Here is a 15531-nt window from a genome sequence, read left to right on the forward strand (position 1 = left end):
CGAGGGGAGAGGACCATGATGCTGGCAATTTTCGAATTCCTTAGTTAAACTTGTCGCCATCTATTGACTCAACGAAAGATGCAACTCTGGGAGGCGATGATTCCTTGGAAGTGATACCGGCGAGTGAAAGCCCCTGAAACCGTGTCTCGGCGAGTCAGAGAACGTCACTGAAACAATCGAATCACGTGGGTGCATCATGAAACCATATGAGCGTCGCCTCAGCCGGGGATTTACTCTACCTGAGCTTCTGGTCGTCATTGTAATGGTCGGAATCCTGAGTTCACTATCCATCGTAAGCTGGGCGTATGTTACGGCCAATCAGGCAGTTAAACAGGGTAATGAGGCGGTCTTTCTCGCCATCCGTTCAGCCCAAACTCAAGCCAGAACCTCGAAAGTCCGATGGCAAGCCAGCTTTCGAGGAGAGGAAAACCAAGCCTTGTGGGCCGTTCATCCTGTCCAGCTTCATCCAGATCAAGCCCAGTGGAACGCCCTACCCTCCCCCGTCCGCTACGACGAAGACAACAGTACCCTGCGACGGGTTCAAGGGGTGCGGCGGGTGGTGTTCGACCATCGAGGTCATGTCATGGGCCAACTTGGACGAATGACCGTATTTCACCGGGATAATCATGAGTTACGGCGTTGCACCTTCGTCTCGACTCTATTAGGAACCATCCGCAAAACGCGGGATGACTGGTGTAAGCGTTGACCCCATCCCAGGCTCCCCCCCCTCTCATGTTTCCCCTCTCGTGCCCTCTCGTGTTACGGCTCTGCCATGACACGCTCCGGCGGCGGCTCTGCCGCCTGATAGAGTGGGGGCAGTCTGTTGGCTTGGAGTCTAGAACTCAGGCGACGCGGGGGGATGCTCAGGGACGGGAATGCTGGAAATGGACGTTGGTGCAATTGCTCTATGAGCGGGATTATACTGAAGAAGAGATTATTCGCTTCTTTCGCGTGTTGGATTGGATGATGACCTTGCCTTCGGTGTTGCAGGAAAGTTTTGATAGCAAGCTACGTCAGTATCAGGAGGAACGAAATATGCCGATTCTGAGTAATATTGAACGTCGGGCCTTGGAGACGGGTCGCCAGGAAGGTCGTCAGGAAGGTCGTCAGGAAGGTCGTCAGGAAGGTCGTCAGGAAGGACTACAGGAAGGACTGCTGGAGGCGACTCGGGTCGCGATCGCCGAGGTGCTGAGGGCGCGGTTTGGGGAGGTGCCGACGACGGGGCTGGAACGGGTGAATCAGATCCGGGATGAGTCCCAATTGCGACGGCTCCTGCAAGGGGCGGCGTCGTTGGAGTCTTGGGGGTCGTTTGAGGAACTGTTGGCGGAGTTGGGGTAGGTTCAGTCACTCCAGACGCTCGGTGTCTTAATCTGAGTGGGTTCGTTGATAGAGTGGGGGGAGTCTGTTGCGATCGCCGTCATGAAAACAGTACGGGCGAAAAATTTCCCCTCCTGGGAGGGGCAGGGGTGGGTTATGCCCGTACCGCATCTTTCTGTTGGAACCGAACTTGGTGGCGGAGTTAATTCCGGACTTCCCCCCGGACTGCCGCTTTGACTATTTTGCCCCAGTCCTGAAGGAGCGGGAACGCCGCTCGGATGGCTTGTTCCACATCCTGGTGTTATGGCCATCCTGGTGTTATGGCTCTGCCATGACACCGACCTGGGGCGGCTCTGCCGCCTGATCTGAGGAGGAGGCGCCCCAGAAGGCTCGTCGCTGGCTCAAGGCGGCACGGAGCGAGAGTTTGAGCGGCGGCTGGATTGGGTCGAGAGTAGAATGGTCAGTAAATTCCCTAAGTTGAGTGTCGTTCGAGAATGCCGGGAGGTTCAGTTGTGAGTCGAGAAACATCAATGACATTGAAACTCATGCCAATTTTGGAAAACGGCGATCGCCTCACTCGGACGGAGTTCGAGCGACGCTATCAGTTGTTGCCAGAGGTGAAGAAGGCGGAATTAGTGGAAGGAGTGGTTTATATGGCATCGCCAGTCAGAGCGAGACAACATGGCCGACCTCACGGCTTCATTATGGGCTGGTTAATGGTGTATGCAGCGGCTACCCCGAATAGTATGGTGTTGGACAATACAACAGTTCGTCTGGACTTGGACAATGAACCTCAACCCGATGCGCTCTTGCGCCTTGATGGGGGAGTGGGGGGACGCTCGCGGATTAGCGAGGACGACTATATTGAGGGTGCGCCGGAGTTGATTGTCGAGATTGCCGCGAGTACGGCATCCTACGACCTCCACGATAAGTTCCGAGCCTATCGTCGCAATGGAGTTCGGGAGTATCTGGTGTGGGTGGTTCTGGAGGAGGAGTTTCGCTGGTATGTGCTGGAGGAGGGGGACTATCGCCAGCAGGAGCCGGATGGTGCAGGTTGTCTGAGGAGTCCGTTTTTTCCGGGGTTGGTGTTGGACGTGAAGGCGCTGTTGGCGGGGGAGATGGGGCAGGTGTTGATGAGGTTACAGGAGGGGATGGGTTCGCCGGAACATGAGCGGTTTGTAGAGGTGTTGGGGTCGGGTCAGTAGTGGTGCTTAGGAGGGTCATTAGGATAAGTCACTCCAGACACTCGGTGTCTTAACCTGAGACAGTGACCTGATAGAGTGGGGGAAGTCTGTTGCGATCGCCGTCATGAAAACGGATAAACTGTTTTACCGCATCTTTCTGTTGGAACCGAACTTGGTGGCGGAGTTAATTCCGGGACTACCCCCAGACTGCCGCTTTGACTATTTTGCCCCAGTCCTGAAGGAACGGGAACGCCGCTTGGATGGTCTGTTGGTGCCCCTGGGGGATGACCCAAGTTTACCATTGGTGTTTCTGGAGGCCCAGATGCAAGGAGACCCTGGGTTTTATCGCCGTTTTTTTGCCCAGGTGTTTCTCTATCTGGAACAGTATGAGGTGACGCGACCTTGGCGGGGTCTGCTGTTGTTCCCTCGCCGCACTTTGAATTTTGGGGAAGAAGACCCCTATCGAGGGGTGTTGGCGACGCAGGTGGAACGGTTTTATTTGGAGGATTTGATTCCGTTAGAGGAGTTGACGCCAAATTTGGCTCTGTTGCGATTGTTGGTGCTGTCGGAGGAGGAGGCCCCGGAGAAGGCTCGTCAGCTATTGGCGCAAGAAGCGACGGAGCAAGAGTTTCGGCGGCGGCTGGATTTAGTCGAGAGTATAATGGTCGGTAAATTCCCTAATTTGAGTTTGGAGGCGATACGGGAGATGTTGGATATTACTCAGGTGCGTGTTCAGGATACGCAGTTTTATAAGGATGTGTTTCAAGAGGGTGAGTCGGCCCTGTTGCTGCGTCAGTTGACTCGGCGCTGTGGGGAGCTGTCTGAGGAGCAGCGGCAACGGGTTCGGGACTTGTCGGCCCCTCAGCGGGAGGCCCTGGCGGAGGCGTTGTTGGATTTTACGGGAATGGCAGATTTTGAGGCTTGGTTGACGGAGTTGGGGTAGGTTTAGTCACTCCAGACACTCGGTGTCTTAACCTGAGTGGGTTAGCTGATAGAGTGGGGGGAGTCTGTTGCGATCGCCGTCATGAAAACGGATAAACTGTTTTACCGCATCTTTCTGTTGGAACCGAACTTGGTGGCGGAGTTAATTCCGGGACTACCCCCAGACTGCCGCTTTGACTATTTTGCCCCAGTCCTGAAGGAACGGGAACGCCGCTTGGATGGTCTGTTGGTGCCCCTGGGGGATGACCCAAGTTTACCATTGGTGTTTCTGGAGGCCCAGATGCAAGGAGACCCTGGGTTTTATCGCCGTTTTTTTGCCCAGGTGTTTCTCTATCTGGAACAGTATCAGGTGACGCGACCTTGGCGGGGCCTGTTCTTGTTCCCTCGCCGCAGGTTGAATTTTGGGGAGGAAGACCCCTATCAAGGGGTGTTAGCGACTCAGGTGGAACGGTTTTATCTGGAGGATTTGATTCCGTTGCAGGAGTTGACGCCAAATTTGGCTCTGTTGCGATTGTTGGTGTTGTCGGAGGAGGAGGCGCCGGAGAATGCTCGTCGCCTGTTGGCACAAGAGGCGACGGAGCAAGAGTTTCGGCGGCGGTTGGATTTGGTATGTAGGGGCGAACCCTTGTGGTCGCCCTCCCTAATTTGAGTTTGGAGGCGATACGGGAGATGTTAGATATTACTCAGGTGCGTGTTCAGGAAGGGTACGCCGGAATTGATTGTCGAGATTGCGGCGAGTACGGCATCCTACGACCTCCACGATAAGTTCCGGGCCTATCGTCGCAATGGAGTTTGGGAGTATCTGGTTTGGGTGGTTCTGGAGGAGGAGTTTCGCTGGTATGTGCTGGAGGAGGGGGACTATCGCCAGCAGGAGCCGGATGGGGCGGGTTGTCTGAGGAGTCCGTTTTTTCTGGGGTTGGTGCTGGATGTGAAGGCGCTGTTGGCGGGGGAGATGGGGCAGGTGTTGATGAGGTTACAGGAGGGGATTGGCTTGCCGGAACATGAGCGGTTTGTCGAGGTATTGGGGTCGGGTCAGTAGTGGTGCTTAGGAGGGTCATTCGTAGCTCAGTTACTTCAGACACTCGGTGTCTTGACCTGACTGTGATCGCCGTTACAAAAATTATAGGGGCGAAAAATTTTTCCCCCTTTTTGACCGCACATCCTACCGAACATCCTGGACATCCTGGTGTTATGGCTCTGCCATGACGCACCCTGGTGTTATGGCTCTGCCATGACACCGACGTGGGGCGGCTCTGCCGCCTGATATGAAAAGGCAGTTGAGAGTGACAATTAACTCGACAGTAAGCGATCGCCCAGTTCTGTATAGCTCGGGAATGCTGAATCAAAACTCATCAACTGGGTATCATGGACTAAAGCCGTGGCGATGATAATTCGATCCGCAGGGTCGCGATGATGCTCCGGTAGCTGAGAGGCTTTTAAGGCGATCGCCCGATCAATGGGGAAGACCTGAATGTCTCCTTCAAGTGCCGCACAGACCCATTCGTGGAGAGGAAGAGACAGTTCGACTCGCTGGCGTTTAACGAGTTGACCGAGTTCCCAACAAGAGATGGCACTAATGGCCACAGCCTCTGTTGTTTCGATGAAAGTGATGACCGTTTCAGGCAGTGCAAACCGACCGGTTTGCTGATTTTGCCAACGGATCCAAATATGGGTATCGAGTAACACCATGGACGAGGGTGGGGCAGGGGTATCTAAGACAATTGCCAATCCGAGTCAAGAATGCCCGGTGTCGTTAGATCGTCCATGAGGCGAGCCGTACCGGCTAATTTTGGAGAGGGTTTTCGCCGGGGGGTCGGGGCGATTGATTCTTCAGAGGGGATAGGTAAGACAATCACTTCGTAATGCTGTTCACTACTGAATGATGGGGGTAGGTTGATGGCTATTTGTCGATTGACGGGTTGAGTGATGAGTCGTAGGGCTTCCATGGCAATGAGGTTTAACCTGGGCGAGTTAGAACCCCTTGGGGGGTCAGGGATGTTGATGCTAAGAGTCATAGGGTAGAACAGCATTAGTCTAACATGGGCAGTTAAAGACTCAACCGAGACACTTGGCTAACATGGTGTGCTTCCACATCCTGGTGTTATGGCTCTGCCATGACACCGACCTGGCGCGGCTCTGCCGCCTGAGATGAGGAGGAGGCACCGGCGAAGGCTCGTCAGCTATTGGCGTAAGAGGTGACGGAGCAAGAGTTTCGGCGGCGGCTGGGTTGGGTCGAGGGTACAATGGCCTGTAGAGGCGAACCGCAAGTGGTGCGCCCTCCCTAAGTTGAGTGTCGTTCGAGAATACCGGGAGGTTCGGTTGTGAGTCGAGAAACATCAATGACATTGAAACTCATGTCAATTTTGGAAAGTGGCGATCGCCTCACCCGTCCTGAATTTGAGCGGCGCTACCAACGGATGCCTCATGTTAAAAAGGCAGAGCTAGTTGAAGGAATTGTTTACGTGGCATCTCCATTAAGGTATCGACAGCACGGTCAACCCCACAGCGATATTATGGCTTGGTTGGGAGTGTACCGGGCAACAACACCTGGAGTCTATTGCGCTGATAACACGACGGTTCGTCTGGATTTGGACAATGAACCTCAACCCGATGCGCTCTTGCGCCTTGATGAGGGGGTGGGGGGGCGATCGCGGATTGGCGAGGACGATTATATTGAGGGTGCGCCGGAGTTGATTGTCGAGATTGCGGCGAGTACGGCATCCTACGACCTCCACGACAAGTTCCGGGCCTATCGTCGCAACGGGGTTCGGGAGTATCTGGTCTGGGTGGTTCTGGAGGAGGAGTTTCGCTGGTATGTGCTGGAGGAGGGGGACTATCGCCAGCAGGAGCCGGATGGGGCGGGTTGTCTGAGGAGTCCGTTTTTTCCGGGGTTGGTGCTGGATGTGAAGGTGCTGTTGGCGGGGGCGATGGGGCAGGTGTTGATGAGGTTACAGGAGGGGATTGGTTCGCCCGAACATGAGCGGTTTGTAGAGGTGTTGGGGTCGGGTCAGTAGTGGTGCTTAGGAGGGTCATTAGGATAAGTCACTCCAGACACTCGGTGTCTTAACCTGGTGCGACTCGTTTAGGCGAAAGATAGGGTTAAAACACCCAAAACGTATGCCTAGTCAGGGATACAGAAAAGGCTACCCAGCCAATCTGCCCTGATAACTATCTCAATGTACCGACGGAATCAGGTGAAACACACTGACTCCAAGGTTGGAAAGGACAGAATCAGAGAATGTGACACCACACCCTCGTCCTACGCCTAATGGCAGCCCCAGTTTTAGAAATGACAACCCTAGGACTGAAGCGGGCTTGGCAAGGCATTGAGGATGAACTGACATCCAAAAGCATGACCACCGGCAAATCCACATGGTTAAGCCACGGCTGAACACTTGCTTGAACCCTAGTTACACGAGAGTAGCCAAACTCAGTTGACAGGCTGCGTCCAAAAAGGACAAGGGGAAAGGTAGGAATTTCTTGAAGTTACCTACAACTGATTCTCAAAAGTACCCCTGGGGATAGAGTGAACCTAACGGGATATAACCCATCGAGATGGAACGAAGTAACCCCATAGACCCTGACCGGTCATCAGGTCGATACCCGGTCAAGTAATAAGTCTAAGCGCAAGGGCTATGGGGAGCAGATGTAAGCCGAAGCCAATGCCCATCTATAACGGATGTGGATCAGCTAACAGCTTACGGCTTGTTAAAAGATAAGGAGTTTAGTAGCGGTGAAAATGTCGATAGCTAGTAAAGGGTTCAACCCCGAGACTAAGAACAACGAATGGCGAAATCTTCCCTGGGGTAAAATCCAGAGGAAAGTCGCGAAGCTGCAAAAGGCTATTTATCAAGCTACAAGTCGTGGCAATAAAGCGAAAGCGCGACGCTGGCAACGTTTACTCAATAAGTCCTACTACGCTAGGCTGCTGGCGGTACGCCAGGTAAGTCAGGATAACCAAGGTAAGAAAACCGCAGGAGTTGACGGAGTGAAATCCCTAAACGCCAAAGACCGGTTTCGCTTGGCTGACCAACTGCGTCACCCAGGCAAAGCTAAAAGCTTGCGACGTGTATGGATTCCCAAACCCGGGCGGGATGAAAAACGCCCACTCGGTATCCCAACCTTGCACGACCGCGCCTTACAAGCCTTGGTTAAGCTGGGACTAGAGCCGTACTGGGAGGCTCTGTTTGAAGCGGATTCCTACGGTTTCCGACCCGGACGGTCGGCACATGATGCGATTGGAGCCATCTGGAATAAAAGTCGGTATAAACCGCAATACGTTCTCGATGCAGACATTGCCACATGTTTTGACCAAATTAACCATGATTACCTTCTGTCCAAACTAGACTGTCCCTCTCGGTACAAACGGAGTATTAAACAATGGCTTAAAGCCGGCGTTATGGACAGTGGCGAATTCAAGGCAACAGAGGCAGGAACTCCACAAGGTGGGGTCATCAGTCCGCTCCTTGCCAACATTGCTTTACAGGGAATGATTGATTCGGTTGTCAATAGCTTCCCTAACTCAAGGACAATTGACGGAAAACTAAATCGCTATTACCGCCCGAAAATCATTCGATATGCCGATGACTTTGTGGTTCTGGCTAACCGCCCGGAAGTCATCCTAGAAGCCCAACAACTGCTCAAGGAATGGCTTAAACCCGTCGGTCTCCAACTCAAACCGGAAAAGACAAGGTTATGTAACACCTTGTCGGAATGGAATGGGGAGGAACCGGGATTTGACTTCCTAGGATTTAACATCCGGCATTACCCGGTGAGTATCCATAAGGGAATCAAAACGGGTCCCGGTGGCGTTAAACCCTACCAGATAAATATTAAGCCTGCCCCAAAAGCTATCAAACGTCATTATGACGCTTGTAAAGAGGTCATCAAACAACATAAAACTGCACCACAAGCAGTTCTGATCCAGAAGCTTAATCCAATCATTAGAGGATGGAGTCGGTACTACTCTACGGTAGTTTCCAAAGAGACCTTCTCTAAACTCGACCATATGATTTGGATGGCACTGAGGGCTTGGACGGTTTCACGATGTGGTCGAGCGTCCTATGGGAAACTCCAGAACTACTTTCGTCCTGGAGTCAACAGTAAATGGACGTTCAAAGCCAAAAAGGGTCTTCGACTCACTAAGCACACCGAAACCCCCATCGTACGACATGTCAAAATCAGAGGAGGAAACACCTCTCCCTTTAACGGGGACTGGGCTTATTGGTCTAAACGTATGAGTAACGGGTTTGGCGGTATCCCTACCAAAATCTCAAAACTCATCAAGCGTCAAAAAGGACGATGTAATCACTGTGGACAACACTTCACCAGTGAGGACTTGGTTGAAATCGACCATATTCAGCCTAAATCCAGAGGAGGTTCGGATACTTACTCCAACCTACAACTGTTACATCGCCATTGCCACGATGTTAAAACCCGTTTCGACGGTAGCAGCACCCATGACAAGGGATAGCAAGCTAGGAGCCGTGTGAGGTGAAAGTCTCATGCACGGTTCTGAATGGGAGGGGGTAGTCGTGAGACTACTCTCGACCCCTAATAGACAGTGACCTGATAGAGTGGGGGAAGTCTGTTGCGATCGCCGTCATGAAAACGGATAAACTTTTTTACCGCATCTTCCTGTTGGAACCAAACTTGGTGGCGGAGTTAATTCCGGGCCTACCCCCAGACTGCCGCTTTGACTATTTTGCCCCAGTCCTGAAGGAACGGGAACGCCGATTGGATGGTCTGTTCCCCATCCTGGCATCCTGGTGTTATGGCTCTGCCATGACACCGACGTGGGGCGGCTCTGCCGCCTGATCTGAGGGAGTATAATGGTATGTAGGGGCGAACCCTGGTCACTGACCGATAGTCGAAGTGGTGGTGGTCGCCCTCCCTAATTTCAGTGGGGAAGCTATCCTGGAAATATTGTATATGAACCCAGTTGGCGCGGTTGATAGAGTTTAAGGAAAAAAATCATGAATTCGGTGATTGTTTTTGAGGTATTTCAGGAAGAAGATGGTGGGTTTGTCGCTGAATGCTTAACTGAGAATGTTTTTACTCAGGGGGATAGCTGGGAAGCGTTATGTGCGAATGTTAATGGGGCAGTCAAAGGATATTATTTTGATACATTAAGCTTTCCTCAAGCTAAGCTTCATTTGAGCAATAAGTTCAACAAGAAACTCTAGTCATGAATCAGCGTACTTTACAGCTCAATTTGCCTAATACCATTGAACAAAGCGATGAAGAATTGCGGTTGTTGATAGCAGCAAAATTGTATGAAAATGGAACGTTGACGTCAGGACAAGCCGCAGACTTGGCAGGGTTAAGCAAAAGAAACTTTATTGAACGTATTGGTGATTATGACGTGTCGCTGTTCAGTACGTCGGTTGAGGATTTAGAGTCGGATATTACTAATGCCTAATGTTGTTATTTCCGATGCGAGTTGCTTGATTGTCCTCAGCAACATTGGAGAATTAGATCTGTTGTCTCTGCTTTATGGTCAGGTTTACATTACGCCTGAGATAGAACGGGAATTTGGAGAAGATTTGCCCAGTTGGATAATTGTTGAGACAGTTCAAGATAAAGCTTGTCAAAAACGTCTTGAAATAACATTAGATGTTGGAGAAGCATCGGCAATTGCTTTAGCGATAGAGAAGAAGGATTCGTTGGTTATTTTAGATGATTTAAAAGCCAGAAAAGTTGCGAAAAAATTTAAGCTTATATTGACAGGAACTCTAGGGGTGGTTGGTAAAGCAAAAGAGCGGGGATATTGCGAGAAAATCAAACCAATTATCCAGAAAATTGGACAAAGCAATTTTCGGATTTCTCCGCAGGTCATGAGTGACTTGTTGTCAAGGCATGGGGAAGAGTGAGGGCAATTGCCTCATGTTAAAAAAGCAGAGCGAGTTGAAGGAATTGTTGACGTGACATCTCCATTTCCATTAAGGTATCGCCAGCACGGTCAACCCCACAGCGATGTTATGACTAGGTTGGGACTGTACCGGGCAGCCACGCCTGGAGTCTATGGCGCTCTCCTACCGTTGATGTTTCTGGAGGCGCAGATGCAAGGTGACCCTGGGTTTTACCGCCGTTTTTTTGCCCAGGTGTTTCTCTATCTAGAACAGTATGAGGTGACACGACCTTGGCGGGGTCTGTTGTTGTTCCCTCGCCGCAGCTTGAATTTTGGGGAGGAGGACCCTTATCAGGGGGTGTTAGCGACTCAGGTGGAACGGTTTTATCTGGAGGATTTGATTCCCTTGCAGGAGTTGACGCCGAATTTAGCCCTGTTGCGATTGTTGGTGTTATCGGAGGAGGAGGTGCCCCAGAAGGCTCGTCGCCTGTTGGCGCAAGAGGCGACGGAGCGGGAGTTTGAGCGGCGGCTGGATTTAGTGGAGAGTATAATGGTTTGTAGGGGCGAACCCTTGTGGCACTGGTGTCAAGTTAAGGAAATCGTGGAAAAGTCAAGAAAGTGTAAACAACCCGAGACCAAGGGAAAAATGCTTATAGGCTAAGGACTAGCTAGCCAGGACAAAAGATGCCTAAGAAGACCTATCACAAACCGGGAAACCCGGACTTCAGACGACATCGCTCAGTGCCCGGACCAGTGAATCGGACGATTGAGCAGCGCTTGTTCGAGATGTTAAGTCCGGGAACGTTTGCCTCCCTCAAAAGCGTAAGCAACAAAGGACGACGGTTACGAGAGCGAACTCTAACCCTGCCGGTGATGACAGCGATTGTCCTGAGCCTAGTTTACCGGCAAATGACAGGGCTAAGTGAAGTGCTGCGAACCCTAGAACAGGAGGGACTGTTTTGGGTGAAAGCTCAACGCATCAGTAAACAGGCTCTATCCCAAAGATTACAAAGCCTGCCGGCCCATCTGTTTGCCAGTTTGCTCGAGCAGGTCATTGAGCGCTTGAACCAATCCTCAGCGCCCGGGGAAGTCTCGCCATTCTGGAGACCGGTGCGGTCTAAGTTCCCAGCCATTTGGCTAGCTGACGGGTCAACCCTCGAAGCCTTAAAAAAGAAACTGCATCGTCATCGCGGCAAAAAAGCCACCTCCCCCTTGGCCGGCAAGATGATGATGATGGTCGATGCCTTCAACCATCGCCCCCAGGCGGCCTGGTACAGTCCTGAAGCCCAATCCAATGATAAGCTTTGGACTGACTCATTGCTCGAACGTCTGCCAAAGGGCGGTTTAATGGTGTTTGACCTGGGATTCTTTAAGTTTCCTTGGTTTGATGCCTTTAGCGATTCGGGCAAGTTCTTTGTGACTCGCTTGCGGGAGAAAACCGCTTACAAGAATCTCAAGGTACTCGGTCAAAACCGTTACGTTCGTGACGAACTGATAGATTTAGGGCAATACCGCTCTAATCCTTGTCACCATCCCGTGCGTCTGGTGTCCGTCTCTTGGGAGGGAACCATCTACCGCTATTTGACCAATGTCACTGACCCCGAGGTCTTGTCCGCCCGCTACGTTAGCGAGCTTTATCGCCAACGCTGGCGCATTGAGGAGGCCTTTCTCGTGACCAAACGCTTGTTAGGTTTGGCTTACCTCTGGGTCGGTGGCTCCAATGGCATTGAAATCCAGATTTATGCCACCTGGATTTTCTATGCGGTGCTTACCGACGTCTGTTCCCAGGTCTCTGAGGCTTTACATGAACCCATTGACCGCATTTCTCAGGAAATGGTTTTCCGCAGTCTTTACTTTTTCAGTCGCGCCCGGGAACAGGGCCGTGTTGAGGATGATGAACTCATTCCTTTTCTGGTTCAATATGCCCAGTCCTTCGGACTGGTTAAAGCTAGGCGTAAGCGCCAACGAAAGAAAGATGCTATCTCCCGTCAGGTCTGGTCTCACCCCTTAACTTGACACCAGTGACCCTTGTGGTCGCCCTCCCTAATTTGAGTTTGGAGGCGATACGGGAGATGTTGGATATTACTCAAGTGCGTGTTCAGGATACACAGTTTTATAAGGATGTGTTCCAGAAGGGACAGGAGCAAGGTTTAGAACAGGGTTTGGAACGGGGAGAGTCTGAACTGTTGCTGCGTCTGTTGACTCGGCGCTGTGGGGAGCTGTCTGAGGAGCAGCGGCAACGGGTTAAGGACTTGTCGGCACCTCAGCGGGAGGCACTGGCGGAGGCGTTGTTGGAGTTTAAGGGGATGGAGGATTTTCAGGCTTGGTTGCAGTAGTCGTCTGTCTAGAGTCGTTCGAGAATGCCGGGAGGTTCGGTTGTGAGTCGAGAAACATCAGTGACGTTGAAACTCATGCCAATTTTGGAAAATGGAGATCGCCTCACTCGGACGGAGTTCGAGCGACGCTATCGGTTGTTGCCAGAGGTGAAGAAGGCGGAATTAGTCGAAGGGGTGGTTTATATGGCATCGCCAGTTCGTTATCAGCAACATGGAAAACCCCACAGTCAAATTATCACCTGGCTGCAAGTTTATACTGCTGCCACCCCAGGGGTTGAGGTGGCGGACAATACAACAGTTCGTCTGGACTTGGACAATGAACCTCAACCCGATGCGCTCTTGCGCCTTGATGAGGGGGTGGGGGGACGCTCTCGGATTAGCGAGGACGACTATCTTGAGGGTGCGCCGGAGTTGATTGTCGAGATTGCGGCGAGTACGGCATCCTACGACCTCCACGATAAGTTCCGGGCCTATCGTCGCAATGGAGTTCGGGAGTATCTGGTGTGGGTGGTTCTGGAGGAGGAGTTTCGCTAGAGGAGATTTTGTGACGTCAGATACTCGGTATCTTGGCAACACCGCGTGTCGATTGGGGGATGGCGTGGGAAACTTTTGTGGGGGGATGGCGTCGGGAAAACTGATACAGTGAGAGGACGCATCTCTGCTTTCTTCGTTGGGGTGCGTTTACTGTTTGTTCTGAAGCTGGCTGCACCCTATAATAATCGCGCCGGTCTGTCATGACCCGGATAGGTGCGATTTGATTGGAGAGGTGTGCAACCCTAACCCTTGGAAGTTTGGCTGTATAGTCGTTTCAATGTTTGTTGTAGACTCGTTTAACTATGAAAGCGGTAATTTTAGCCGGTGGACTCGGGACTCGAATTAGTGAGGAAACTCACCTTAAACCTAAACCAATGGTTGAAATTGGGGGGAAACCGATTCTGTGGCATATTCTAAAAATATATTCAGCACAAGGAATCAATGATTTTGTGATTTGTTGTGGTTATAAAGGCTATGTGATTAAAGAGTATTTTGCTAACTATTTTCTTCATATGTCTGATGTGACATTCGATATGAAAAATAATCATATGGAAGTGCATCAACATAAGGTTGAGCCTTGGCGTGTCACGTTGGTGGATACTGGAGAAGAAACGTTGACGGGTGGACGCTTAAAGCGGGTGAAGGATTATATTGACTCGGAAGAATGCTTTTGTTTTACTTATGGAGATGGGGTCGCGGATATTGATATTCAGGCTTCTCTCCAGTTTCATCGCAATCATGGAAAATTGGCGACGGTTACAGCGGTTCAGCCGCCCGGTCGCTATGGTGCTTTGGAAACTGAGGGAGATGAAATTCGAGGGTTTATTGAAAAACCAGAGGGTGATGGAGGTTGGATTAACGGTGGTTTTTTTGTGCTATCTCCTAAGGTTTTAGACTATATTGAGGGAGATAATACTGGCTGGGAGAGTTCCCCACTAATGAAGCTGGCCGATGAGGGAAATTTGATGGCATTTAAACATTATGGGTTTTGGCTGCCTATGGATACCCTTCGTGATAATAATCGTTTAAATGAACTTTGGAATTCTGGACAAGCTCCCTGGAGACTATGGTAAGTCACGATTTTTGGAGTAATCGCAATGTCTTAATTACAGGACATACTGGATTTAAGGGGGCTTGGTTGAGTCTTTGGTTGTCTCAACTTGGGGCTAGGGTTCATGGAATGGCTCTGGAACCACCCAGCTATCCTAGTTTCTATGAGGTTGTACAGGTTTCTCAACTCTTGAAGTCAGATTTGCGGGTTGATATTCGAGATGGAGACGCTGTGGCTAGACAGATTGGAGAAATTCAGCCCGAGGTAATTTTTCATCTGGCGGCTCAACCTTTAGTGTCTTATGGGTATCAGCAGCCTATTGAGACCTATGCGACTAATGTTATGGGAACCCTTCATGTTTTGGAGGCTTCCCGACAAACCCCGTCTGTCCAGGCAATGGTTGTGGTGACGACGGATAAGTGTTACGACAATCGAGAGTGGGTTTATCCCTATCGAGAAACGGATCGGTTAGGGGGGGCAGACCCCTATAGTAATAGTAAGGCTTGTGCGGAGTTGGTTGTGTCTGCTTATCGGCAAAGCTTTTTTTCGCCTCTGTCGCTAGATTCTGCCGTGGCTGTGGCGACGGCTCGTGCTGGGAATGTGATTGGGGGCGGTGACTGGGCGGACAATCGCTTGATTCCGGATTGTATTCGCGCATTTCAGTCGGGGAAACCGGTTACGTTGCGCTATCCCCAGGCTGTTCGCCCGTGGCAACATGTTTTAGAACCATTGTGGGGCTATCTGAGTTTGGCGGAGTCTTTGTTGGGGGAACGGTCACAGGAGTTTTGCCAAGGCTGGAACTTTGGGCCGGATGTGAGAGATTCGTTGAGTGTGGGTGAGGTGGCTTCGTTAGCGGCTCAACTCTGGGGTGATGGGGCTGAGATTCAGGTCACAGCGCCGGGGTATCATGAGGCCAGAACTCTCCAGTTAGATTCCAGTCAGGCGCAGGCTAGGCTGGGTTGGAGGCCTCAATGGTCTTTGTTCGAGGCGATGAAGGAAACGATTTCATGGTATTCTGCCTGGTCGAAGGGGGCGGATATGCGACAGGTGAGTCTGGAAACGATTGCAGATTATGAGGAGTTATTGAGGGGGACATGAAACGCTTTCAGTTGACACCACTGCCCTTGCAGGGACTGGTCCTTGCTCAGCGTCAGCCCCTTTCGGATTCTCGGGGGTTTCTTGAACGTATGTTCTGTACTGAGGTTTTTAGGGACGTTGGGGTAATATTTAAGCCCGGTTCATTATCTGTCAACCTCCGGAATGTAGCATTGAACGGTATCAGGCATGGATGTGCAGTAAGGATATGGTTCAAGTGTC

The 15531-nt window shown here is 51.3% G+C and carries 18 protein-coding genes and 4 pseudogenes; 20 read left to right on the plus strand and 2 right to left on the minus strand.

Translation table 11 applies throughout. The features are described 5' to 3' along the window. Nucleotides 1–196: 196 nt before the first annotated feature. The 7 genes and pseudogenes from L855_RS04125 (at nt 197) to L855_RS04155 (ending at nt 4482) form a co-directional block, all read left to right on the plus strand. A complete protein-coding gene (locus tag L855_RS04125) occupies nt 197–706 on the plus strand; it encodes a pilus assembly FimT family protein (RefSeq protein WP_159784526.1) in 510 nt (169 codons plus the stop codon). Between the two features lie 122 nt (nt 707–828). Beyond that, complete coding sequence (locus L855_RS22140; RefSeq protein ID WP_159784529.1) at nt 829–1338, plus strand: FliH/SctL family protein; 510 nt, start codon at nt 829–831, stop codon at nt 1336–1338. Between the two features lie 154 nt (nt 1339–1492). Further along, nucleotides 1493–1681: a hypothetical protein gene (locus tag L855_RS22715; RefSeq protein ID WP_425500597.1), complete on the plus strand. Its 189-nt coding sequence runs from the start codon at nt 1493–1495 to the stop codon at nt 1679–1681. Nucleotides 1682–1847: 166 nt separating this feature from the next. Next, entirely contained in the window at nt 1848–2522 is a 675-nt protein-coding gene (locus L855_RS04140; RefSeq protein ID WP_159784532.1) for a Uma2 family endonuclease, read from the plus strand. A gap of 103 nt (nt 2523–2625) precedes the next feature. Next, complete coding sequence (locus tag L855_RS04145) at nt 2626–3444, plus strand: DUF2887 domain-containing protein (RefSeq protein WP_159784535.1); 819 nt, start codon at nt 2626–2628, stop codon at nt 3442–3444. An 81-nt stretch (nt 3445–3525) separates the two neighbouring features. Next, nucleotides 3526–4145 (plus strand): annotated as a pseudogene (locus L855_RS04150) (Rpn family recombination-promoting nuclease/putative transposase); the annotation flags it as partial. A gap of 13 nt (nt 4146–4158) precedes the next feature. After that, nucleotides 4159–4482, plus strand: coding sequence for a Uma2 family endonuclease (locus tag L855_RS04155; protein WP_425500554.1), 324 nt, complete (start codon nt 4159–4161; stop codon nt 4480–4482). Between the two features lie 251 nt (nt 4483–4733). Here the strand turns inward: L855_RS04155 and L855_RS04160 are convergent, their stop codons facing one another. Beyond that, the gene (locus tag L855_RS04160) at nt 4734–5171 is read right to left on the minus strand and encodes a type II toxin-antitoxin system VapC family toxin (RefSeq protein WP_246198720.1); all 438 of its coding nucleotides are present in this window, start codon (nt 5169–5171) and stop codon (nt 4734–4736) included. After that, nucleotides 5156–5389 (minus strand): hypothetical protein, encoded by a 234-nt coding sequence (locus tag L855_RS04165; protein WP_159784538.1) that lies wholly within the window; start codon nt 5387–5389, stop codon nt 5156–5158. Before L855_RS04165 ends, L855_RS04160 begins: the two co-directional genes overlap by 16 nt. A 393-nt stretch (nt 5390–5782) precedes the next feature. On the opposite strand from L855_RS04165, the gene L855_RS04170 reads away from it, so the two are divergent. From L855_RS04170 to rfbG, 13 genes and pseudogenes are all read left to right on the plus strand, one after another. Next, entirely contained in the window at nt 5783–6457 is a 675-nt protein-coding gene (locus L855_RS04170) for a Uma2 family endonuclease (RefSeq protein ID WP_159784539.1), read from the plus strand. Nucleotides 6458–6711: 254 nt separating this feature from the next. Then, nucleotides 6712–6834, plus strand: coding sequence for a hypothetical protein (locus L855_RS22145; protein ID WP_281349477.1), 123 nt, complete (start codon nt 6712–6714; stop codon nt 6832–6834). Nucleotides 6835–7182: 348 nt separating this feature from the next. Further along, complete coding sequence (ltrA, locus tag L855_RS04175) at nt 7183–8916, plus strand: group II intron reverse transcriptase/maturase (RefSeq protein ID WP_159790952.1); 1734 nt, start codon at nt 7183–7185, stop codon at nt 8914–8916. 131 nt (nt 8917–9047) lie between these two features. Beyond that, nucleotides 9048–9194: pseudogene (locus L855_RS04180) on the plus strand (DUF2887 domain-containing protein); the annotation flags it as partial. A 224-nt stretch (nt 9195–9418) separates the two neighbouring features. Continuing rightward, nucleotides 9419–9628 carry a type II toxin-antitoxin system HicB family antitoxin gene (locus tag L855_RS04185; protein ID WP_159784545.1) on the plus strand — a complete coding sequence of 70 codons (210 nt, stop codon included), beginning with the start codon at nt 9419–9421 and terminating at the stop codon, nt 9626–9628. Between the two features lie 2 nt (nt 9629–9630). Next, the gene (locus L855_RS04190; RefSeq protein WP_087707683.1) at nt 9631–9864 is read left to right on the plus strand and encodes a UPF0175 family protein; all 234 of its coding nucleotides are present in this window, start codon (nt 9631–9633) and stop codon (nt 9862–9864) included. Continuing rightward, on the plus strand, nt 9857–10315 hold the full coding sequence (locus L855_RS04195; protein WP_159784548.1) for a PIN domain-containing protein: 459 nt from the start codon (nt 9857–9859) through the stop codon (nt 10313–10315). The genes L855_RS04190 and L855_RS04195 overlap by 8 nt, the downstream gene beginning before the upstream one ends. 162 nt (nt 10316–10477) lie before the next feature. Beyond that, nucleotides 10478–10855 (plus strand): annotated as a pseudogene (locus L855_RS04200) (DUF2887 domain-containing protein); the annotation flags it as partial. A gap of 122 nt (nt 10856–10977) precedes the next feature. Beyond that, nucleotides 10978–12309, plus strand: coding sequence for an IS4 family transposase (locus tag L855_RS04205; RefSeq protein WP_159784407.1), 1332 nt, complete (start codon nt 10978–10980; stop codon nt 12307–12309). Between the two features lie 5 nt (nt 12310–12314). Continuing rightward, nucleotides 12315–12629 carry a DUF4351 domain-containing protein gene (locus tag L855_RS04210; protein WP_425500555.1) on the plus strand — a complete coding sequence of 105 codons (315 nt, stop codon included), beginning with the start codon at nt 12315–12317 and terminating at the stop codon, nt 12627–12629. A 24-nt stretch (nt 12630–12653) separates the two neighbouring features. After that, a pseudogene (locus L855_RS04215) lies at nt 12654–13160 on the plus strand (Uma2 family endonuclease); the annotation flags it as partial. 305 nt (nt 13161–13465) lie between these two features. After that, a complete protein-coding gene (rfbF, locus tag L855_RS04220; RefSeq protein WP_159784558.1) occupies nt 13466–14236 on the plus strand; it encodes a glucose-1-phosphate cytidylyltransferase in 771 nt (256 codons plus the stop codon). After that, nucleotides 14230–15312, plus strand: coding sequence for a CDP-glucose 4,6-dehydratase (rfbG, locus tag L855_RS04225; RefSeq protein ID WP_159784561.1), 1083 nt, complete (start codon nt 14230–14232; stop codon nt 15310–15312). Before rfbF ends, rfbG begins: the two co-directional genes overlap by 7 nt. Nucleotides 15313–15531: the final 219 nt, after the last annotated feature.

The sequence above is a fragment of the Sodalinema gerasimenkoae IPPAS B-353 genome, from assembly GCF_009846485.1.
Classification (GTDB): Bacteria; Cyanobacteriota; Cyanobacteriia; order Cyanobacteriales; family Geitlerinemataceae; genus Sodalinema; species Sodalinema gerasimenkoae.

What these genes read in the sequence shown, in the direction of transcription:
- rfbF (WP_159784558.1), top strand. Translation starts at nt 13,466, where the DNA reads ATGAAAGCGGTAATTTTAGCCGGTGGACTCGGGACTCGAATTAGTGAG.
- L855_RS04140 (WP_159784532.1), top strand. Translation starts at nt 1,848, where the DNA reads ATGACATTGAAACTCATGCCAATTTTGGAAAACGGCGATCGCCTCACT.
- rfbG (WP_159784561.1), top strand. Translation starts at nt 14,230, where the DNA reads ATGGTAAGTCACGATTTTTGGAGTAATCGCAATGTCTTAATTACAGGA.
- L855_RS04170 (WP_159784539.1), top strand. Translation starts at nt 5,783, where the DNA reads ATGACATTGAAACTCATGTCAATTTTGGAAAGTGGCGATCGCCTCACC.
- L855_RS04145 (WP_159784535.1), top strand. Translation starts at nt 2,626, where the DNA reads ATGAAAACGGATAAACTGTTTTACCGCATCTTTCTGTTGGAACCGAAC.
- L855_RS04205 (WP_159784407.1), top strand. Translation starts at nt 10,978, where the DNA reads ATGCCTAAGAAGACCTATCACAAACCGGGAAACCCGGACTTCAGACGA.
- L855_RS04185 (WP_159784545.1), top strand. Translation starts at nt 9,419, where the DNA reads ATGAATTCGGTGATTGTTTTTGAGGTATTTCAGGAAGAAGATGGTGGG.
- L855_RS04165 (WP_159784538.1), bottom strand. Translation starts at nt 5,389, where the DNA reads ATGGAAGCCCTACGACTCATCACTCAACCCGTCAATCGACAAATAGCC.
- L855_RS04195 (WP_159784548.1), top strand. Translation starts at nt 9,857, where the DNA reads ATGCCTAATGTTGTTATTTCCGATGCGAGTTGCTTGATTGTCCTCAGC.
- L855_RS22145 (WP_281349477.1), top strand. Translation starts at nt 6,712, where the DNA reads ATGGCAGCCCCAGTTTTAGAAATGACAACCCTAGGACTGAAGCGGGCT.
- L855_RS04190 (WP_087707683.1), top strand. Translation starts at nt 9,631, where the DNA reads ATGAATCAGCGTACTTTACAGCTCAATTTGCCTAATACCATTGAACAA.
- ltrA (WP_159790952.1), top strand. Translation starts at nt 7,183, where the DNA reads ATGTCGATAGCTAGTAAAGGGTTCAACCCCGAGACTAAGAACAACGAA.
- L855_RS04125 (WP_159784526.1), top strand. Translation starts at nt 197, where the DNA reads ATGAAACCATATGAGCGTCGCCTCAGCCGGGGATTTACTCTACCTGAG.